This is a genomic window from Antribacter gilvus (genome assembly GCF_003946865.1).
Taxonomy (GTDB): Bacteria; Actinomycetota; Actinomycetes; order Actinomycetales; family Cellulomonadaceae; genus Antribacter; species Antribacter gilvus.
On record NZ_QXTH01000008.1, the window covers coordinates 244,772 to 265,419 of the forward strand.

The 20,648-nt window shown below is 72.8% G+C and carries 16 protein-coding genes and 1 tRNA gene; 7 read left to right on the forward strand and 10 right to left on the reverse strand.

Going from position 1 to position 20,648, the window contains the following annotated elements:
* The 3 genes from D1350_RS15320 to D1350_RS15330 are packed head-to-tail and all read left to right on the forward strand — an operon-like array spanning window position 1 to window position 4,059.
* On the forward strand, window positions 1-1,716 hold the full coding sequence (locus tag D1350_RS15320; RefSeq protein ID WP_125776886.1) for an IlvD/Edd family dehydratase: 1,716 nt from the start codon (window positions 1-3) through the stop codon (window positions 1,714-1,716).
* On the forward strand, window positions 1,703-2,596 hold the full coding sequence (locus tag D1350_RS15325) for a fumarylacetoacetate hydrolase family protein (protein WP_240644124.1): 894 nt from the start codon (window positions 1,703-1,705) through the stop codon (window positions 2,594-2,596). Before D1350_RS15320 ends, D1350_RS15325 begins: the two co-directional genes overlap by 14 nt.
* Window positions 2,593-4,059, forward strand: a complete 1,467-nt coding sequence (locus D1350_RS15330; protein WP_125776887.1) for an aldehyde dehydrogenase (NADP(+)) — start codon at window positions 2,593-2,595, stop codon at window positions 4,057-4,059. Before D1350_RS15325 ends, D1350_RS15330 begins: the two co-directional genes overlap by 4 nt.
* 42 nt (window positions 4,060-4,101) lie before the next feature.
* On the opposite strand, the gene D1350_RS15335 is transcribed toward D1350_RS15330, so the two are convergent.
* The 3 genes from D1350_RS15335 to D1350_RS15345 form a co-directional block, all read right to left on the reverse strand.
* Complete coding sequence (locus D1350_RS15335) at window positions 4,102-4,953, reverse strand: SMP-30/gluconolactonase/LRE family protein (RefSeq protein WP_125776957.1); 852 nt, start codon at window positions 4,951-4,953, stop codon at window positions 4,102-4,104.
* A 73-nt stretch (window positions 4,954-5,026) separates the two neighbouring features.
* Window positions 5,027-7,192, reverse strand: a complete 2,166-nt coding sequence (locus D1350_RS15340; protein ID WP_125776888.1) for an alpha/beta hydrolase-fold protein — start codon at window positions 7,190-7,192, stop codon at window positions 5,027-5,029.
* 242 nt (window positions 7,193-7,434) lie between these two features.
* Window positions 7,435-7,508: transfer RNA gene (locus D1350_RS15345), tRNA-Met, on the reverse strand.
* 141 nt (window positions 7,509-7,649) lie between these two features.
* On the opposite strand from D1350_RS15345, the gene D1350_RS15350 reads away from it, so the two are divergent.
* Window positions 7,650-8,516, forward strand: coding sequence for a nicotianamine synthase family protein (locus tag D1350_RS15350; protein ID WP_125776889.1), 867 nt, complete (start codon window positions 7,650-7,652; stop codon window positions 8,514-8,516).
* A 40-nt stretch (window positions 8,517-8,556) separates the two neighbouring features.
* Here the strand turns inward: D1350_RS15350 and D1350_RS15355 are convergent, their stop codons facing one another.
* Together D1350_RS15355 and D1350_RS15360 are read right to left on the reverse strand one after the other, a co-directional pair.
* Window positions 8,557-11,577, reverse strand: coding sequence for a UPF0182 family membrane protein (locus D1350_RS15355; protein WP_125776890.1), 3,021 nt, complete (start codon window positions 11,575-11,577; stop codon window positions 8,557-8,559).
* Between the two features lie 149 nt (window positions 11,578-11,726).
* Entirely contained in the window at window positions 11,727-12,848 is a 1,122-nt protein-coding gene (locus D1350_RS15360; protein ID WP_240644127.1) for a YlbL family protein, read from the reverse strand.
* Window positions 12,849-13,074: 226 nt separating this feature from the next.
* On the opposite strand from D1350_RS15360, the gene D1350_RS15365 reads away from it, so the two are divergent.
* Window positions 13,075-14,463, forward strand: coding sequence for a zinc-dependent metalloprotease (locus D1350_RS15365; protein WP_125776891.1), 1,389 nt, complete (start codon window positions 13,075-13,077; stop codon window positions 14,461-14,463).
* A 4-nt stretch (window positions 14,464-14,467) separates the two neighbouring features.
* Here D1350_RS15365 and D1350_RS15370 read toward each other — a convergent pair whose 3' ends face one another.
* Complete coding sequence (locus tag D1350_RS15370) at window positions 14,468-15,007, reverse strand: SprT-like domain-containing protein (RefSeq protein WP_125776892.1); 540 nt, start codon at window positions 15,005-15,007, stop codon at window positions 14,468-14,470.
* A 163-nt stretch (window positions 15,008-15,170) separates the two neighbouring features.
* Here D1350_RS15370 and D1350_RS15375 point away from each other — a divergent pair, with 163 nt between their 5' ends.
* Entirely contained in the window at window positions 15,171-16,295 is a 1,125-nt protein-coding gene (locus D1350_RS15375) for a ThiF family adenylyltransferase (protein ID WP_125776893.1), read from the forward strand.
* 68 nt (window positions 16,296-16,363) lie between these two features.
* On the opposite strand, the gene D1350_RS15380 is transcribed toward D1350_RS15375, so the two are convergent.
* The 3 genes from D1350_RS15380 to D1350_RS15385 all read right to left on the reverse strand — a co-directional run bounded on the left by D1350_RS15380 (window position 16,364) and on the right by D1350_RS15385 (window position 19,282).
* Window positions 16,364-16,729: a WhiB family transcriptional regulator gene (locus D1350_RS15380; protein WP_276313758.1), complete on the reverse strand. Its 366-nt coding sequence runs from the start codon at window positions 16,727-16,729 to the stop codon at window positions 16,364-16,366.
* Between the two features lie 172 nt (window positions 16,730-16,901).
* Window positions 16,902-17,057: a hypothetical protein gene (locus tag D1350_RS23785; RefSeq protein WP_164545180.1), complete on the reverse strand. Its 156-nt coding sequence runs from the start codon at window positions 17,055-17,057 to the stop codon at window positions 16,902-16,904.
* Between the two features lie 164 nt (window positions 17,058-17,221).
* On the reverse strand, window positions 17,222-19,282 hold the full coding sequence (locus D1350_RS15385; RefSeq protein WP_125776894.1) for an ATP-dependent helicase: 2,061 nt from the start codon (window positions 19,280-19,282) through the stop codon (window positions 17,222-17,224).
* 71 nt (window positions 19,283-19,353) lie between these two features.
* On the opposite strand from D1350_RS15385, the gene D1350_RS15390 reads away from it, so the two are divergent.
* Window positions 19,354-19,620 carry a mycoredoxin gene (locus tag D1350_RS15390; RefSeq protein ID WP_125776895.1) on the forward strand — a complete coding sequence of 89 codons (267 nt, stop codon included), beginning with the start codon at window positions 19,354-19,356 and terminating at the stop codon, window positions 19,618-19,620.
* 63 nt (window positions 19,621-19,683) lie between these two features.
* On the opposite strand, the gene D1350_RS15395 is transcribed toward D1350_RS15390, so the two are convergent.
* Window positions 19,684-20,601, reverse strand: a complete 918-nt coding sequence (locus tag D1350_RS15395; RefSeq protein ID WP_125776896.1) for a phosphotransferase — start codon at window positions 20,599-20,601, stop codon at window positions 19,684-19,686.
* Window positions 20,602-20,648 lie beyond the last annotated feature (47 nt).

Below are 20,648 nucleotides of genomic sequence, written 5' to 3' on the forward strand. Positions count from 1 at the left end.
ATGACCAGCCTGCGCAGCAACGAGTGGTACGACGGCGACGACCGCAACGCCTACCTGCACCGCGCCTGGATGCGGCGCGGCGTGCCGTCGACCGCCTTCGAGGGCCGGCCCCAGATCGCGATCGCCAACACCGCGTCGGACCTCACCCCGTGCAACGCGCACCTCGACGAGGTGGCGCAGTCCGTGAAGAACGGCGTCTACGAGGCCGGCGGCATCCCGCTCAACCTGCCCGTCGTCTCCCTCGGCGAGACCCAGGTGCGCCCTACGGCGATGCTCTGGCGCAACCTGGCCGCGATGGCCATGGAGGAGATGTTCCGGGCCAACCCCGTGGACGGCCTGGTCCTGCTCGGCGGGTGCGACAAGACGATCCCGGCCCTGCTGATGGCCGCGGCCTCGGTGGACCTGCCCGCCGTCGTCGTCCCGGGCGGGCCCATGCTCAACGGCCACTTCCGCGGCACGCCCCTGGGCTGCGGCACCGACGTGTGGAAGCTGAGCGAGGAGGTCCGCGCCGGGCGCCTCAGCGCGGACACGTTCTTGCGCTCCGAGTCCTCGATGATCCGCAGCCGCGGGCACTGCAACACCATGGGCACCGCCTCCACCATGGCCGTGATGGCCGAGGCGCTCGGAACGACCATCCCCGGCGTCGCCGGGACCCCGGCCGCCGACAGCCGCCTCCTGGAGAGCGCGCACGCGTCGGGGCGGCTCGCCGTGGAGCTCGTCGCGAGCGGCCGCACGCTCGGCCAGGTCCTCAGCCGCGGCTCGTTCCTCAACGCGATCGTCGCGCTGGCCGCGGTGGGCGGGTCCACCAACGCCGTCGTGCACCTGCTCGCGATCGCCGGGCGGCTCGGGATCGACCTGACGCTCGACGACTTCGACCGCGTCGGCGCGGACGTGCCGCTCCTGGTCAACCTCCAGCCCGCGGGCACGTACCTCATGGAGGACCTGTTCCGGGCCGGCGGCCCCCTGGCCGTCCTGGAGCAGGTCAAGGACCTGCTCGACCCGTCGGCGATGACCGTCACGGGCAAGCCGCTCGTCGAGCACCTCGCCGGCAACCCTGTGTGGGACACGGACGTCATCACACCGCGTGCGGCGCCCCTGGTCGGCAACGCCGGGATCGCGGTCCTCCGCGGCAACCTCGCCCCCGACGGTGCGCTCGTCAAGCCCGCGGCGGCCAGCCCCGAGCTGCTCCTGCACCGCGGCCGGGCCGTCGTGTTCGACTCGGTCGAGGACTTCCACGCACGCATCGACGACCCGGACCTCGTCGTCGACGCGACATCGGTCCTCGTGCTCCGGGGCTGTGGCCCCAAGGGCTACCCGGGCATGCCGGAGGTCGCCAACCTGCCGCTGCCGGCCAAGCTGCTCGAGCAGGGGGTACGCGACATGGTCCGCATCTGCGACGGCCGCATGAGCGGCACGGCCTACGGCACCGTGGTGCTGCACGTAGCACCGGAGGCGGCGGCGGGCGGCCCGCTCGGCCTGGTCCAGGACGGCGACGAGATCCTCCTGGACGTCGCCGGGCGGCGCCTCGAGCTGCTGGTGCCCGACGACGAGCTGCGGGCCCGCCGGGTTCCGGACGCCACCACCGCAGGGTTCGCCGAACCGCGACGCGGCTGGGAGCGGCTCTACGTCGACCACGTACTGCAGGCGGATACGGGGGCGGACCTCGACTTCCTCGTCGGGGCGAGCGGGTCGGAGGTGGCCCGTGAGTCGCACTGACGTTTCCGTGGGCACGTCGATCGTCCGCGTCGCGTCGCCGGACGGCCCGCGGTGGGCCGTCCGGACCGCCGGCGGGCTGCACGCCCTTCCCGTGCCCCTCGCCGAGCTGCTGTCGATGCCGCTCGACGCCGCCCGCGAGGTGGTCGAGCGGGCGGCCCAGGGCGGCGAGAAGATCGACGCGACCGGCGGGCTTCTGCCGCCCGTCGACGAGCAGGAGGTCTGGGCGGCGGGCGTCACCTACCGGCGCAGCCGCGACGGGCGCGCCGAGGAGTCGACCGACCCGACCGTCTACGACCACGTCTACACCGCCGACCGCCCCGAGCTCTTCTTCAAGTCGACGGCGGCGCGCGTGGTGACCGACGGCGACGACGTCGGCATCCGCGCCGACTCGGGCTGGGACGTCCCCGAGCCGGAGCTCGCCCTGGTGGTGAACCGGTCCGGCGACGTGTTCGGCTATCTGGCCGCCAACGACCTGAGCAGCCGCTCCATCGAGGGCGAGAACCCTCTCTACCTCCCGCAGGCCAAGGTCTACACGCGCTCCTGCGCCCTGAGCACCGCCATCGTGCCGGTGTGGGCCGCGCCGGACGGACCGTGGGCGGTCCGCCTGACGATCGAGCGCGACGGCGAGACGGTGTTCGAGGGAGCGTCGTCCACCGGTGCGCTCGTCCGGACGCCGGACACGCTCACCCGCTGGCTCGTGCTCGCGCTCGACCTGCCCGCCGGCGCCGTGCTCCTCACCGGGACCGGCATCGTCCCGGAGGCGGAGCTCACCCTCGCCGCGGGCGACGTCGTGCGGATCGAGATCGACGGCATCGGTTCCCTGACAAACCGCGTCACCGTCGTCGGACGACGACGCCCTGACGACCTGGAGGAACGATGAGTCCGGACACGCTCGACACCCCGAGCCTCGTGTACGAGGACCTTCTGACGCGAGCCGCCGCGGCCGCTGAGCCGGCGTCTGCGGCGACCCCCGCGGAGCGCGCCCGGTGGCTGGAGGCGGCGGCCGACGCCCTCGACGCGGCGGCGGGCGACCTGGTCCCGGTCGCGGCCAGCGAGACGCACCTGCCCGAGGGCAGGCTCACCGGCGAGCTGAAACGCACCACCTTCCAGCTCCGCCTCTTCGCCGACGTGCTGCGCGAGGGCTCCTACCTCGACGCGCGGGTCGACCACGCCGACCCGGGCTGGGGCATGGGACCGCGCCCCGACCTGCGGCGGGTCCTGCGGCCGCTGGGTCCCGTGGCCGTCTGGTCGGCGGGCAACTTCCCGTTCGCCTTCTCCGTGGCCGGCGGCGACACCGCATCCGCCCTCGCGGCCGGGTGCCCGGTAGTGGTCACCGCTCACCCCGGCCACCCGCTCCTGTCGGACCGCACGGCGGCCGTCCTCGCGTCCGCCCTGGACAAGGCGGGCGCTCCCGACGGCATCGTCGGGCTCGTGACGGGTGTCGAGACCGGCCGGAGGCTCGTGGCCGACCCGAGGATCCGGGCCGGCGCGTTCACGGGCTCGCAGACCGCCGGCCGCGCCCTGTTCGACCTGGCCGCGGCCCGCCCCGACCCCATCCCGTTCTACGGCGAGCTCGGCAGCGTCAACCCGGTGTTCGTCACCCCGGGCGCCGCCCGCGAGCGCGCCGACGCCCTCGTGAGCGGCTTCCTCGGCTCGGTCACGCTCGGCGTCGGGCAGTTCTGCACCAAGCCGGGCGTGATCTTCGTGCCGGCCGGCACGGACCTGGTCGAGCGCATCGCCCAGGGTGCCGGCACGCTCACCGGTGCTCCGATGCTGAACGACCGGATCCGGTCGGGCTTCGCGGCGGCGCTGGCACGCCTCGCCGAGCAGCCGGAGGTCACCCTGGTGGCCGGGACCACCGACGTCGGGACGGCGCCCGCCCTGGCGCTGTTCACGACGACCTACGACCAGCACGCGCCCGCCCGTGAGCGGCTCGAGGTCGAGTGCTTCGGCCCCGCCGCCCTGATCGTCACGTACGACGACCCCGCCCAGCTCGCCGACGCAGCGGCCGCGCTCGACGGCCAGCTCACCGCGACCGTCCAGGGCACCGAGAGCGAGGCGGAGCTGGTGCGGCCGCTCCTGGAACGTCTCGCCGACCGCGCCGGCCGGGTGGTGTGGAACGGATGGCCCACGGGCGTGTCGGTCACGCACGCGATGCACCACGGCGGCCCGTACCCCGCGGCCACGACCCCGACGACGTCCGTGGGGACGGCCGCCATCGGCCGGTTCCTGCGGCCCGTCAGCTATCAGTCGGTCCCGGACGGGCTTCTCCCGCCGGCTCTGCAGGAGGCCAACCCCTGGAACCTCCCGCGGCGCGTCGACGGCGCGCTGCGGCTGCCCTGACGAGGGCTCGGCGGGCGCGCGGGCCTGCCGGGCGGGCGCGCGTCAGCCGGCGTACGCGTGCTGCACGGCCCCGACCACCCCGGTGTCCACCGCGAACACCGCGCCCGCCAGCGGCTCTGCCCCGTCGGGCACGCCGAGCTGCGACGTCGTGACGTACAGCGTCCGCAGGTCCGGCCCGCCGAAGGCGCACGCGGTCGTGCGGCTCGCCGGCACCTCCACCACGGCGGTGAGGACGCCGTCGGCGTCGTACCGGTGCACCGCGCCCCCTTCCCACAAGGCAACCCAGATCCCGCCCTCGGTGTCGATCGCCATCCCGTCGGGCAGCCCCTTGCCCTCCGGGACGACGGCGAACGGGCGGCGCTCGTGGAAGGCGCCGGTCGCCGGGTCGACGTCGAAGACATCGACCCGGCCGGTGGGCGTGTCGATGTAGTAGACCAAGGTCCCGTCGGCGCTCCACTGCAGGCCGTTGGAGATGGTCACGCCCTTGAGGACCGTCGCGACAGAGCCGTCGGTGTCCAGGCGGAACAGGCTCCCCGCGCCGGGCGTCGCGTCGTGCGCCATGGTGCCGCAGTAGAACCGGCCCTGCGGGTCGCACCCGCCGTCGTTCATCCGGACCGCCGGGTCGTCGAACACGGCGACCTCGCCCGTGACGCGCAGCTGCTCGTCGGCGAACGCGAATCCACGCTCGAGCGCCAGGACGTACCCGCCGCTCGCGCGTCTGCGGAGAGCGGCGGCTACCGTCCCGACGTGGGACCGGGCCGGGGTACCCGCGTCGTCGAGCCGCACGACGTCGCCCGCGAGCAGGTCGACGAGCAGAAGGCTCGCGGAGGGCTCGTCCCAGAACGGGCCCTCACCGTGCACAGCACACGGTGCGCCCACCGGCTCTGCGCGCATCACGTCCAGCCACCTCCATCCAGGTGGTGCGGCCGGCGGGCTGAGCCCGCCGGCCGCACCGTGCTGACGCCGGTCAGGCGTCCTTGAACAGCCGGGGCAGGAAGTCGATGACCGACTTCTGCCAGACGTCCCAGCTGTGCGGCCCGGGGATGATCGGGGCGAGCTCGTGGTTGATCCCCCGGCTCCCCATCGCTGCGACCAGCTGCATCGTGAAGGGGTAGGTGAAGTCCTGCACGTCACCCGTGTACACGCGCAGCAGCTTCGTGCCCTCGTTGATGGCCGCGACGTCGGCCGTGGCGGGCGGGCTGCCGAACGCCGACATGGCACCGATGTAGCCGAACTCACCAGAGTGCGCCCAGAGCGTGCTGAGCGTGTGGCCCGAGCCCAGCGACAGGCCCGCGAGCGCTCGCTGGTCGCCCTCGGAACTCACGTTGAACTGCTCCTCGGCGGCCGGCGCGATGCGCGTCGTGATCTCCGTGGGGAAGTTCACGCCGTTCCCGTTGGCCATGACGACGACCATCGGCACGATGTTGCCCTGCAGGTAGTGATTGTCGAGGATGCGGTCGATGTACCCCACCTCGAGCCAGTCGGTCCAGGTCTGACCGCCGCCGTGCTGGAGGTAGAGCACGGGGTACGCCTCGGCGCGGTCCGCGTCGTAGTCCGGTGGCGTCCACACGTACGCCGAGCGCTCCTGGCCCCCGCCTGCCGTGCTCGGGTAGCTCATGACGCTGACGTCGCCCCGCGCGTCCTCGGGCACCTCTGCGGTGTACCGCCCCCGCAGGGTGTCGCCCTCGACGGTGAAGGTGCTCCACCTCGGCTCCGAGAACACGCTCGTGGGGTTGCCGAGGTCCTTGTGGTCCACGCCGTCAACCTCGAACTTGTAGTAGTACGAGCCGCCCTCGACGGCCAGCGAGAGCCGCCACGACCCGTCGGCCTGCTGGACCATGGGGGTACGCGGCCAGCTTCCCGCCGGGCCGAAGTTGCCCCAGACCCTGATGCCGTTCGCCTCCGCGAACTCGGGGCCCAGCTCGAAGGTGACCACGCCGTTCTCGTCGATCCACGGCGTCGGGGTCGTGCCCGCCGCGGGCAGCTCGTGCTGCACGAACGGCAGGTGGCCCTCGCTCGGTCCCTCGTCCTCGACCTCTTGGAAGACGCGCTGCGCGAAGTCGTGCAGGCTCTTCTGCCACGTGTCCCACGTGCCGCCGGTCGCGGGGTCGGACCCGTCGGACTGGAAGTCCACCCCCGCCGCGGTCAGGGTGTCGGCCAGCGCGACCGTGTCGTTGTACGCGGGGTCGGTGACGTTGCCCGCGTACAGGCGGACGACGTCGGTGGAGTCGTTGAGCTGCTTGGCCCTGCCCTGGGAGAGCTCGCCGTCGAAGCGGCCCGAGAACGAGCCCAGGTTCGCGAACTCGCGCGGCTTGTCTGCCAGGGCCTGCAGCGCCTGCTCGGCGCCGCGCCCGATGCCGGCGATCGCGCGGCCCGACCCCTCGGCCGAGACGTTGAGCTCACGCTCGACGGCGGGAAGCAGCTCCTTGGTCACGCCGGCCGGGCCGGGCCTGCTGCCGTCGGCCATGACGACCACCATCGGCACGGCGTCCCCGCCGAGCGTGAGGTTGTCCATGATCTGGCCGAGCCGGCCCAGCTCCACCCACTCGCGGTAGCTCTGACGCTCGTCCTGCAGCAGGTAGAGCACCGGGTAGGGCTCGGCGCGGTCCTCGTCGTACCCGGGAGGTGTCCACACGAGTGCCTCGCTGCCGCTCGCCGCTCCCGTGCTGTACTCGAGCGTCTGGAGCTTTCCACCGCCGTCCACGTCAGCGAGCCACTCCGCCCCCGGTCCGGGGACGAACAGGGTGCTGTAGGTGGGCTTCGACGTGACCTCCTGCGGGGCGTCGGGGTTGCGGAAGGGGACCACGTCCTGGTCGGCCGCGGGACGCACCGCGTACTGGTAGTAGTAGAGGCCTGGCTCGAGGGGGCCGAGCGTCGCGGTCAGGTTCGACCCGCTGGTCCCCATGGTGAGGTCCGTCCAGGCCTTGCCCGGGCCGAAGTTGCCCTGCACTGCGACGAGGCCGTTCTCGATCCCGGTAGCCGCTGTCACGGCCGCCGAGGGCACCGTGAAGCGGTAGACGTCCGAGACCGGGTTGTTGGGCACCTCGCCCACCCACGGGTCCGCGCTCACCGCGTCCGCCGCCGCGGGCGGCGCGACGATCAACGCCCCCGCTCCTGCCGCGGTGGCCGCCATTGTCGCCAGCGTTCTTCGCCACCGTCGGACAGGTCGAACGTTAAACCTTGCCTGAGACTTCATCATCATTGACTTGCCTCTCATCCGCACGAACCGTGCCTGAGCACGCCGCCTGGCTGCGTTGCGATCCTGAGGCTAGCAACGGATCGTCACGTTGTATATCGATAAATCCCGGTCGCCGCACGTCCGGGCATGACAAAGGCCCCTGATCAGCATTTCTGCTGGTCAGGGGCCTTCTTTTGTAGCGGGGGCAGGATTTGAACCTGCGACCTCTGGGTTATGAGCCCAGCGAGCTACCGAGCTGCTCCACCCCGCGTCGGTAGGCCTAACACTACGTCACCTGGGACGTGAGGCCAAATCGTATCGACAGTCGCGCGCGTCACACCCCTCCAGCCGCGGAATCACAGGCCCAGGAGACAACAGCACCGCGCCCGTGGCACGATCACCGTTCGTGAAAATGAATCTCATTCCTGCCACCGACCCCTCGGCGTTCGCGCGCACGACCGCCGGCGCCGTCGCCGAGCATCTCGCCGACCTGGCCGACCGGCTGGAGGCACGCCCCTCGCTCACACCGGCACCGGAGGTCGACGCGCTGTTCGGCGACCTGGTGAGGACGGTCGTGCGGACACCGGCGGCGACGGCGCGTGCAGTGCTCGCCGACCCACGGGTCCAGCGTCGGGCAGCGTCGCTGCGTGCCTCGTCCGCACGGGGCGAGTCCGCGCTGGAGCAGGCCTGGGCGAGGCGGATCACCGCCGCCGCGGACCCTCGGGCGGAGCTCCGCGCCTTTCCCTACGCCGACAACTACCGCCGGCTCGTCCGGCTCGAGCTGGCCGCCCTTGCCCCGCACCACCACGAACCCGTCCGCTCGGTCGCGGTCCTGGGCAGCGGCCCGCTCCCCCTCACCGCGTTCGCCTACGCCGACCGGCTGTCGGCCGAGGTCGTGGGGGTCGATGTGGACCCCGTCGCGACGGAGGCCGCACGCCGGGTCGCCACCCTCTCGGGGCCAGGCGGCGTGCGCCTCGAGGTGGGCGACGCGGCCGACGTCGACCTCCGCGCCCACGACGTCGTGGTCCTCGCTGCCCTCGTCGGCACCACGACGGCCGAGAAGGCCACCCTCGCCGCCCGTCTGGCGACCCGGATGCGACCGGGCGCCCTGCTGCTCCTGCGCAGCGCACGCGGTCTCCGGACACTCCTGTACCCCGCGGTGCGGACGAGCACCCTGCGCGGGTTCACGGTCCTGGAGGTGGTCCATCCCACCGACGACGTCATCAACTCCGTGGTGGTGGCCCGGGCCGGCTCGCCCCGGGAACGCCTGTGGGCGTGACCCCGGTCGACACCGGGGTCACGCCCACAGGGCTGGGAGGTCAGGAGCCCGCGTTCAGCTCCTCCTCCGCGGCGATCGCCTCTTCCAGCGCGGTCTGCAGCCGCTCCTGCGCCTCGCCGTAGGCAGCGAAGTCGCCCTCGGCGAGCGCGGCCTGGCCGTCCTGCATGGCCTGGTTGGCCGACCGCAGGGCCGCGTCGAGCCGGCTCGCGGCGTCCGTCGCGGCAGGCGACGGAGCAGCGGTGTCCGACGGCGCGGGCGTGGGTTCCGTACCGCCCTCACCCTCGCCCTCGGCGGGCGCGTCCGGCACGTCCGGCTCCGTGTCCACGCTGCCCGTGGGAGCGCCGGAGTCGCCGTCGAACACCTGGTCGAGGGCCTCGTCGAGCGTGTCGGCGAAGCCGACCTTGTCGCCGAACGCCACGAGCACGCGGCGCAGGAGCGGGAACTGCGTTCCCGCCGACGACTGGATGTACACCGGCTGCACGTAGAGCAGGCCGCCGCCGACGGGCAGCGTCAGCTGGTTGCCGCGCAGCACGCTCGACGCCTCGGTGTCGAGGATGTTCAGCTCGTTGGAGATCGTCGGGTTCGAGTCGAAGTTGTTCTGCACCTGACCGGGGCCGGGCACCGTGGTGTCGCGTGGCAGCTCGAGGAGCCGGAGCTGCCCGTAGCTGTCCGCGCGGACACCGTCGTCGGACCCCGCCTCGGCATCGACCGCCAGGAAGCCGGTGAGCACCTCACGGTCGGTGTTGCCACCAGGGATGAACGTGGAGGTCAGCGAGAACGAGGGCTGCTCCTGTCCCGGCATCTGCAGCGTCATGTAGAACGGCGGCTGCAGCGGCTTGATTGTGCCTGCGGCCGTCGGGTCCGCCGGGTTGTCCCAGAAGTCCTGGCCGGAGAAGAACTGGCCGGCGTCGGTCACGTGGTACGTCGCGAGCAGCGTGCGCTGGACCTTGAAGAGGTCCTCGGGGTAGCGCAGGTGGCTCATCAGGTCGCCGGAGATCTCGGAGATGGGCTGGAGCGCGGTGGGGAAGACCCCGGACCAGGCCTTGAGCACCGGGTCCTCGGTGTCCCAGGCATAGAGCGTCACCTCGCCGCTGTACGCGTCCACGGTGGCCTTGACCGAGTTGCGGATGTAGTTGATCTCCGCCGGCAGCTCGACCGAGGCCGCGGTCTGCTGCTCGAGCGTGAGCGTGTCGGTCGTGGCCTCCTCGAGGGGCTGCGACGCGGAGTACGGGTAGTTGTCGGTGGTGGTGTAGCCGTCGACGATCCACTTGACCCGCCCGTCGACGACCGCGGGGTAGACCCGGTTGTCGAGGGTGAGGTACGGCGCCACCTTCTGGACGCGCTGCTTGGGGTCACGGTCGTAGAGGATCTCCGACTCCTCCGTCACGCGGTCGGAGAAGAGGATCTGCTCCTCGCCGAACTTCAGCGCGTAGAGCAGGCGGTGCATGAACGACCCGACGTTCGGCCCGGCGTCCTCCGCCTGGGTCGGGAACGTGGTCTTGACCTGGCCGCCACCCTCCTGGTCGTCGGCCTGGTAGTCGAGCTCCCACGGCGTGGTGCCCTCGGGGGCACCGACGATGGAGTACTGCGTGGTCCGCGGGCTGAAGTAGATGCGCGGCTCGTAGCCCTCCTCCGTCATCGACGTCAGGGCGCCGGCGCTCGGGATGCCGCCCTCGTAGAAGGCGGGCCGCCCGTCCGGTCCGAGCTGGTTGCCGTAGGCAGCCACCACGCCGTAACCGTGCGTGTACACGGTGTGGTCGTTGACCCAGTTGCGCTGGCTCGTGCCGAGGCCCTCGAGGTTGAGCTCGCGCACGGCGATCACGGTGTCGCGAGACTCGCCCTCGACCATGTACCGGTCCACGGACAGCGTGTCGGCGAAGTCGTAGTACTGCTTGTTCTGCTGCAGCTGGCGGAACGACGGCGAGACGATCTGCGGGTCGAGCAGGCGGATGGAGGCCGCCGTCTCGGCGTCCTCGCGCAGCGCTCCCGCCGTGGCCTCGGTCGTCGCGTCGTACGCCTGCTTCTCGACCTCGTCGATGTCGAAGGCGTCGAGGGTCGCGTCGATGTTCCGCTGGATGTACGGCGTCTCCAGCTCCTGGGCGTTCGGGTTCACCTGGAAGCGCTGGACCACGGCCGGGTAGATCCCGCCGATCGCGATGGCGGAGACGACCATGAGGGCCACACCGATCGCGGGCAGCCGCCAGTCGCCCCGGACAGCGGCGACCACGAACAGGGCCGCGACGAACACGGCGACGACGGTGAGGATGCCCTTGGACGGGATCACCGCGTGGATGTCCGAGTAGGAGGCGCCGTCGAACCGGGCCCCCGAGCTCGTCAGGATCGTGTAGCGGTCGAGCCAGTAGTTCGCGGCCACGAGGAGCAGGAGGACGGCGCCGATCACCGCGAGGTGGATGCGCGCCGCGGGCGTGGTGCGGGGCCCGCCGCCGGAGGCGGCACCGACGCGCACGCCGCCGTAGAGGTAGTGCGTCACGACGGCCGCGATGGCGGACAGGATGACGACCGCCATGAGGAAGCTCGCGACGAACCGCAGCGCGGGCAGCGAGAACACGAAGAACCCGAGGTCCATCTCCCACTCGGGGTCCACCGTGCCGAAGGGCACGGCGTTGAAGGCCAGGAGGACCGTGCGCCACTGGGCCGACGCCGCGACGCCCGCGAAGAAGCCGACCATCACCGGGGCGGCGATGGTCACCACCTTGCGGAGCGGCTCGACGGCCTCGCGGTACTGGTCGAGCGTGGCCTGCTCGGGCGTGGACGGCGCGTAGACCGGCCGGGACCTGTAGGCCAGCGAGAACGACAGGAACACCGCTCCGCCCATCAGCAGGAACCCGGCGGCGAACAGCGCCGCCCGGGTGCCCCACTGCGTCCAGAGGACGTCGTCGAAGCCGAGCTGTCGGAACCACAGCACCTCGGTCCAGAGCTGAGCCAGCAGGAGCAGCCCGGCGATCGCGACGGCGACGACGACGATCGCCACTCCCAGCGGACTTCTGCGTCGTCCGAGGGGTGCATCACCCGAGCGGCGACGTGGTGCGGTGAAGGACACGGCGGCGTTACCTCACAACTTCTTCGACTGCGGCGGCCCAGCACGGGCCCTCCCCGGGGGAACGGCCCGGTACCGCACAAGGTTCCCACAGACCTGGGCGACGCGACCGCGAAGGCGCCCGGCCGGCGTCGGGCACGGTCACCGCGCTGTCAGGAGGTGCAGGACGGGAGCCCTTCCGTGTCCTCCGCGCCGATCGCGCGTACCGCGTCGCGCGCCTCGCGCAGGGTGGCGACCCGGACGACCGTCAGGCCGTCGGGGACGTTCCCCGCCACCTGGTCGCAGTTGCCGGCGGGGGCGAGGAACCACTCGGCGCCGTCCCGCAGGGCGCCGTACATCTTCTGCTCGATGCCGCCGATCGCGCCGACGGAGCCGTCCACGTCGATCGTGCCGGTACCGGCGATGACCTCGCCGTCGGCCTCGTCCTCGCGGGTGAGGCGGTCGATGATGCCGAGGGCGAACATCGTGCCGGCGCTCGGCCCGCCGATGTCCTCGATCTCGATGGTGACGTCGACCGGGAAGTCGTACTCCGGGTCGATGTAGACGCCCAGCAGGGCGCGGTCGGCACCCTCGGCCACGCCCGTGGTGATCGTCAGGTCCGCCGGCGCTCCCCCGCGCTGCACGCCGAGCACCACGTCCGAGCCCGGCTCCGTCTCGGCCAGCATGGCGATCAGGTCCGCGTAGGTGCCGACGGGCTCGCCCTGGAAGGTGGTGATGACGTCCTCGGGCCGGACCACCCCGTCGGCGCCCGTGCCCTCGGACACGGCGACCACCGTCAGCGTCGCCGGCACGTCGTAGCCCAGCTCGGTCAGGGCCGCGGCCGTGGCTGCCTCCTGCGAGGACAGCATCTCGGCCTGGCTGACCTGCTGCTGCTCCTCCTTGGTGGTCGACTCCGGGAAGATCTGCTCCACCGGCTGCACCGACCGCTGCGGGTCCAGCCAGCCCTGGACGACCTGGCCCGCCGTCATGGGGTACCCCGGGCCGCCCAGGACGGAGACCGTCGTGAGGCGCAGCTCGCCGGTGGCCTCGAACGTCTCGGCACCCTCGATCTGGATGAGCCGCTTGCCGCCCTGCTCGCCGAGCGTGTCCTCCGTGGGACCGGGAGAGCGCATCGCGTAGGGGGCCGGGAGCACCAGCGCAGCGGCGGACAGCAGTGCCGTGGCCAGCAGCGCCACACCCGTGGTCATCGTGCGGCGGCTCACCGGAGGGTCGAGGTCTCCGTCGTCGAGCGGGCCCTGCCCGGGATGGCTCTGCAGGTCGTGCGTCGAGGTCACCGGCCCATCATCCCCCACGGTCCTGGACGCATGGTGCACGCTGCGGAGCCGTCGTGGAGACTGGGAGGCGGGGACCTCTCCCCCGTCGGCCGACGCTGCGCCCAGAGCGAAGCGGGAACCTTCCGGGCGGCTCGCACGGTTAACGTGATGTTTCGGCAGAGCCGACGGAGCGCCCCTACCGCTGGGCGCACCGGGCCCCGCACCGACGGACCAGGCAAGGAGCATCATGACCGACCCGCAGCTGCCGGACCCCGGCAACCAGTCCTGGGAGGACTTGATCCGCTCCATGCTGGGCGACGACGCCGAGGAGGTGCTCGCGGAGATGCGCGCCCGCGGGCTCGACCCCACCGCCCTGGGCGGCACGGCGCCCGACCCGGCGATGATGCAGCAGGCTCTCGCCCAGGTGCAGCGCCTCCTCTCCGAGCCGGGCACCGGCCCGGTCAACGCCGACGTGGCGCACGACATCGCCCGGCAGGTCGCCGTGGCCGAGGGCGACCCGTCGATCATGGGTGGACAGGCCCGCGAGGTCACCCAGGCCCTGTCCGTGGCCGAGCTCTGGCTCGACGTGGTCACCGACCTCCCGCCCGCCGGCGGCGGCTCCGCGGCCTGGAGCCGCTCGGAGTGGGTGGAGGCCACGCTCCCCGCGTGGAACGCGCTCGCCGCCCCGGTCGCCACGTCGGTCGCGGACGCGCTCGCCACCGTGCTGCACGACCAGCTCCCGGAGGGCGTGGACGACGGCGTGGCCATGCCGGGCATGCCCGCCGGCGTGCTCGCGGGCCTCGGCGGGATCGACCCCGCACAGATGATGCGGCGCCTCGGCTCGGCGGTGTTCGGCATGCAGGTGGGCCAGGCCGCCGGGACCCTGTCGCGCGAGGTCTTCGGCGCCACGGACGTGGGCGTGCCGCTCCTCGCCGGTGCGCAGACGGTGCTGCTGCCCACCAACGTCGCGGCCTTCGCCCACGGGCTCGACGCGCCGGTGGAGGAGGTCCGCCTGTTCCTCGCGCTGCGCGAGGCCGCCCACGCGCGCCTGTTCACGCACGTCCAGTGGCTGCGCGCGCACCTGCTCGGCCTCGTCGAGCAGTACGCCCGCGGGATCACGATCGACCTCTCCGCCCTCGAGAGCCAGGTCCAGGACATCGACCTCGCCGACCCCGACGCCCTGCGCCGGGCGCTGTCGGGCGGCGTGTTCGGCCTGCAGAACACCGACGAGCAGAAGGCCACGCTCCTGCGGCTCGAGACCACGCTGGCGCTCGTGGAGGGGTGGGTCGACGAGGTGACGGCCACGGCAGCCCTGCCGCACCTGCCGCACGCCGTGCCGCTGCGCGAGATGATGCGCCGGCGCCGCGCGGCCGGCGGACCCGCCGAGCACACCTTCTCGACCCTCGTCGGCCTGGAGCTGCGTCCGCGCCGGTCACGTGACGCGGCCACCCTCTTCGGGATCGTCACCCGCGAGTCCGGCCCCGAGGGCCGGGACGCCGTGTGGCAGCACCCCGACCTGCTGCCGGTGACCGCCGACCTCGACGACCCCGCGGGCTACCTCGGCCGCCGTGCGGACCTCGCCACGGAGCACGCGGACGTGGACGCCGCGCTGAAGGAGATCTTCGGGGAGGAGTGACGCCTCAGTCGTCCTGGGCGGGGTCACCCATCGAGCCGCCGTCCTGGAAGAAGGAGACCCCTTCGAGGAAGCCGCGCGCCCGGTCGGTGCGCGGGTAGCCGTCGAGCAGCTTCCAGAAGTCGGGTCCGTGGCCGGCGTGCAGCAGGTGCGCCAACTCGTGCAGCAGCACGTAGTCGAGCACCCACGCCGGCATGCCCTGCACCCGGGTGGAGATCCGGATCGACCCGTCGACCAGCGTGCAGGAACCCCAGCGCCGGCCCTGGTTCGACGACCAGCGCACGCTCGAGGGCCGCGCCCTGCCGTCGAGGTACCGCACCGAGAGCTCACGCGCCCGGGCAACGAGCTCCTCGTCCGAGGGCCGCCGACGGCGCTCCTTGTCGTCGAGCCTGGCCAGCATCTTGGCCACCCACTCTCGCTCCTGAGCCCGCGAGAAGCGCGCCGGAATCGCGACGATGGTTCGTTCACCGTCGCGATAAGCGCTGACCGTGGCGGTGCGACGGCGGCTCCGGCGCACCTCCACGGACGTCAGGGCGTCGTGGGCCACAGCACGACCGTAGCGGTTATCGGCCCCGGGTGGTCAAGAACACACCGCGGGCAGGGAGATATATCCCCGTTCTTCCCTGCGGAATCGGCGTGGCGCCGGTAGTACCTCCAGAGGTGTGGACGACGACGCGGGGCGAGCGCCGCCGTCGGGCACAGTGGACGGCATGCGTACCGCCCGCCCCGTCCCCCTCCGGCTCCGGCCGGGCACGCCGTTGCTCGTCCGCGGCGACGGTGAGGTGCAGTGCGGGACCGACCGCCGCTGGGCGTTCGTGCTGTCCGGGCTCGACCGAGCCGAGACCGCGTGGCTGCGCGAGCTCGCCGAACGACGGCACGTCCCCCTGGAGCAGGCCGCTGCGCGCTGCGGGGTCGCGGCGGAGCGCCGCGACGCGATCGTCGACGTGCTCGAGCGGGCGGGGGTGCTCGTCCCGTCGCCCGCGCCCGTCGGCCGGGTGTCCGCGGTGGCCGACGGCGCGGCGGACTCCCCGGTGCTCGGCATGCTGCGGCCGGACGGTGCGGGGCTGATCACCCTCGCCTCGCGCGCGACCCGCACGGTCGGCATCGCCGGGCTCGGGCGGACCGGGGCGGCGGTGGCCCTGCACCTGGCGACCGCCGGCGTCGGGCACCTGGTGCTGCACGACCCGCTGCCCGTCCAGACCACCGACCTGGGCCTGGGCGGGCCGCGGACCGCCGATCTCGGGCGGCGCCGGGACAAGGCGGTGCGGTCGACGCTCGCGGACCGGTCGCCGAGGGTCGCCGTGACGGTGGACGACGGGGACGCCGGAGGTCCCGGGGGGTCCGGCGGCTCCGGCCGCTCCGGCCGCTCTGCCGAGGGCGGCGCCGCCGGTTCCGCCCAACGGATGCCCGCCCTCGACGTGGTCGTGGTGGTCGAGCCGCACGCCGCGCACCCGGCGAGGTACCGGCGGCTCATGGGGTCCGGGATCCCGCACCTCCCCGTGGTGGTCCGCGAGGCGGACGTGGTCCTCGGGCCTTTCGTCAGGCCGGGTGCGGGTGCGTGCGTCGGGTGCGTGGACCTGCACCGCGCGGACGCCGACCCGCAGTGGCCCGTGCTGGCGTCGCAGCTGCGCGAGACACCCGAACCGCCCCAGGAGACCACGCTCGCCGCGACGGCCGCGGCCCTCGCGGCCGGACAGGTGCTGGCACAGCTCGACGGTCACCGGCCGGCGATGTTCGGCCTGTCCGTCGAGGTGGCGCTGCCGTACGGCCTCCCACGCACGAGCCCCGTGCCGCCGCACGCGAGGTGCGGCTGCACGGGGCTGCCGGTTCGTTGACGGCCTGATCACGTCGAGCCGTCGGACCGTCGGTCCGGGCCGAGGTCACGGCCGGACGGTCGCGGTGGTCATGCCGCGACCGCCTCCGACTTGCGGGGCCGGCCACGCCCACGCTTGCGGGCGACGACGGCGCCGTCGACGAAGACCTCGCCGCCCCAGACGCCCCACGGCTCCTGCCGGTCGAGCGCGCCGGCGAGGCAGCCGGCCTGGAGCGGACAGCTGCGGCACAGTGCCTTGGCCCGCTCGACCTGGTCCGAGTGCTCCGCGAACCACAGCTCGGGGTCGTTGGTGCGGCACGGGAGCAGGGAGTTCATGAGCAGGTCGAACTCGGTGTCCTGACGGGGGGTCGTCTCTGTGGGGACGACGGGTTGAGGAGGGTCCCAGGGGCCGGATCCGCCCTGGGGAAGAGTGTCGAGGAGCGCAGTGAGGCGCACGGTTGTCTCCTGTGGTCCTGTGAGGAACGTCGGCGATGAACGTCTTTGGGGGGAACAGGACCCCTGGCTACTGCTCGATCCACCGGCCGATCAGAGAGATCGGGGAGTTCCGGGAATCGAGAAGGCCGCGGGTCCCGAGTGGACTCCGCGGCCTGGATGGTGACTCGGTCGGTCAGACCGGGTGCACTCCTGGTACGGAGTCTGGTGCGGGGATGGACAGGGCTCCCCCACGCACGCGCGCACGGAAGGCGCGAACGGCATCGGCTGCCGGCGGCACATAGCCGCCGCAGGTGTGCGCGTTCGACGTCAGCATCTGCTTGATCTTCATCAGGGAACCCACCTCCTCGCTCAACTCGGGGCTCGGCCTCTCGGCCTCACCCTCCTGTCAGGGACAACACTGACCCTATGACGGCTCGATCTACCGGGACAACTTATTAACGGAACTTTCTTCGACGAGTTTTTTTCGGCCCGTCCGCGGCACGGTTCTGCGCCTCAGCCGCCGGAGGGAGCCGTGCCCACGATGCCGAGGATCGTCTCGCCGTACTTGTCGATCTTCGCGGGACCGATCCCGTTGATGCGCGCCAGCTCGGCCACGGAGCCCGGGCGCACCTCCGCCACCGCCGCCAGAGTGGCGTCCGTCAGGATCGTGTATGCCGGTTTGTCCGTCTCTCGCGCCACCTCCAGCCGCCACTCGCGGAGCGCGTCGAAGAGCGCCATGTCGTGCGCGCCGGTCAGCAGCGCCCTGGCCCCGCCCTTCGCGGAGCCCGCACCACGGCCGGAGCGGGCAGCGCGCTCGTCCTCCGGCCAGAGCCCGTCGAGGAACCGCGTCCGCTTGCGCGAGGCACGCCCGCCGGGGTTGCGCGACCGGGCGTAGGAGAGCTCGAGGTGCTCCCGAGCGCGGGTGATCCCCACATACAGGAGGCGCCGCTCCTCGTGCACCGCGTCGTCGGTCTCGGCCAGCGAGATCGGCATGAGGCCCTCGCTCATCCCCGCGAGGAACACGGCGTCCCACTCGAGGCCCTTGGCCGCGTGGAGCGACGCGAGCGTCACACCCTCGACGGTGGGCGCGTGCTGCGCCGCGGCACGTTCCTCGAGCTCGGCCACCAGCGTCACGAGCGTGGCCGGTGCGTCCTCGGGGGCGGCCTGCGCGAGGTCGTCGGCGAGGGCGACGAGCGCCTGGGTAGCGTCCCACCGCTCGCGTGCGGCACCCCGGGCCGCGGGCGGCTTCTCCGCCCAGCCGGCGGCCGAGAGCACGTCCCGGACGATCTCCGGCATGGGGACCGTCGGGTCGGCGGACCGTGCCGCGCCGCGCAGCAGCACGATCGCGTCCCGCACCTCCTTGCGCTGGAAGAACCGCGCGCCGCCTCGCACCAGGTAGCCGATACCAGCGTCTGCGAGCGCGGCCTCGAAGGCCTCCGACTGGGCGTTGGTGCGGTACAGCACCGCGATCTCGCTGGGCCGGGTGCCCGCCGCGATGAGCCGGCCGGCGCGCGCGGCGATCGCCTTGGCCTCCGACTCGTCGTCGTCGTGGACGCTGAACGTGACGGGCGGGCCGGGCGGCCGCTGGGCCAGGAGCTCCAGCGCCTGGTGAGCGCCGCCTGCGCGGCCGGCCCGCCGCAGCACGTCGTTCGCCAGCCCCACCACCTGGGGAGTCGACCGGTAGTCACGGACGAGCCGGATCTCCTGGGCGTGCGGGTAGGTGCGGCGGAAGGTCAGGAGGTGCGCCGGGGTGGCTCCCGTGAACGAGTAGATGGTCTGCGACGGGTCTCCCACCACGCAGAGCTCGTCCCGCCCGCCGAGCCACTGGTCCAGCAGGAACTGCTGGAGCGGCGAGACGTCCTGGTACTCGTCCACGACGAAGTGCCGGTACTGGCTCCGGACCTCGTCCGCGACGGCTTTGTGGCTCGACAGCATGTCGGCCAGCATGAGCAGGACGTCCTCGAAGTCGAGGTTCTCCCGCTCCGTCTTCACGTCCTCGTACATGGCGATGAGCCGGGCGACCGTCTGGTGGTCGTAGCCCGACGGCGCCTCCCGGCCGCGGGCCGCCGCGGCCCGCTCGTAGTCGTCCGACGTGACGAGCGTGACCTTGGCCCACTCCACCTCCGACGAGAGGTCGCGGACGGCGACCCGGTCCACGCTCACGCCGATGCGCCGGGCCGCCTCCGCGATGATCGAGGCCTTGTGCTCCAGCAGCCGCGGCGGCGCGCCGCCGACCACCCGGGGCCAGAAGTACCCGAGCTGGCGCAGCGCGGCCGCGTGGAACGTCCGTGCCTGCACCCCGCCGACGCCCAGGTCACGCAGCCGGGTGCGCATCTCGCCGGCCGCGCGCGCGGTGAACGTCACCGCGAGCACGCTGGTCGGCTTGTAGACGCCTGTGCGTACGCCGTAGGCGATCCGGTGGGTGATCGCCCGCGTCTTGCCCGTACCCGCACCCGCGAGCACGCACACCGGACCGCGCAGCGCGAGGGCCACCTCGCGCTGTTCGGGATCGAGCGCCTCGAGGATCGCGTCGGGATGAGCGGCGGCGGGTTCGGAGTTGGTCTGGGTGAACATCGTCTGCGATTCTCGCAGGCGCCACCGACACTTGTCCGCGCGCCGTCCACAGGCGCCGAAGGAGGAACCCGATGACCGTCACCACGCAGGTCCCCGCCGAAGGCACCGTGCTCATGTACTCCACCGCGTGGTGCGGGTACTGCCGACGGCTCCGGACCCAGCTGGACTCCGAGGGCATCGGGTACACGGTGGTCGACATCGAGGACCAGCCGGAGACCGCGGCCTACGTGGAGCAGATCAACGGCGGCAACCGCACGGTGCCCACGGTCGTCTTCCCGGACGGCTCTGCGGCGACGAACCCCTCGCTCGCGGAGGTCCGGGCGGCGCTCGGTCGCTGACGCGCGCCGGCTTCGCCTGGCCGGCCAGGCCCTGCCTCGCCGGCCGGGCCCGCGGGCCCGGCCTCAGCCGTCGTCGCGCGTCGCCTCGTCGAGGTCGCTGAGCATGACCGTCGCGTCCTCGATGACCTCGGGCAGCCGGTGCCGCACGCCGTGCAGCAGCCAGCGCGCGAGGGCCAGCTCGCCCACGAGCAGCGCCCGGTCGGCGAGCCGGGAGTCGCTCAGCTCCGTGCGGCGCAGCTGGTAGGCCTCCATGATCGAGTCCACCGCGTCGAGCGGGGCAGCGACGAGGAGCCAGGCGAGGTCGTCGGCGGGGTCGGCCACGCGTGCGTCGGACCAGCCCGAGATCGCGACCACGCGGCCGCGGTCGACCAGCACCTGGTCCGCCGCAAGGTCGCCGTGCACCATGACGGGCTGGAACTTCCACAGGGAGACGTCCTCGAGCGCCGCCTCCCAGCGGCGCAGGAGCGTGGGCGGCACGCGGCCGGTCTTGGCCGCCTCGTCCACCTCGGTGAGCCGTCGTTCCCGGTACTCAGCCGCCGTATAGCTCGGCAGGCCGCAGCCCTCCACCACGCCCGTGGGCAGCTCGTGGACCGCGGCGATCGCGCGGCCGAGGTCGGCGGCGAGCCCCGGGCCTGACTGCAGGCGCTCGACGTCGAGCGTGGAACCCACGATCCGCCGGTGCACCACCGCCCGCCCACCCTCCGGGAGGAGCGCCGAGCCCGCCACCTGCGGCACGACGAACGGCAGCACTCCCGTGTCCACGTAGAGCCGGAGCTGCTCGAGCAGCTCGAGCTCGGCCTCCAGGGCAGCCCCCGCCACGGTGGTGCGCGGCGCCCGGATCACCCACTCCTGGTCGTCCTGACCGGTCACGACCGCCACGTCGTAGTCGCCAGGAAGTTCTCCCTGGCGCACCGACCGGGCGTCGAGCCCAGGGACGGCGGCCGTCGAGAGTGCGGCGAGAGCGAGCGGCGTGCGTGACACGTGCTCACGGTAGAGCAGCCAGGCGGGTGATCCGACACACCGCCGGG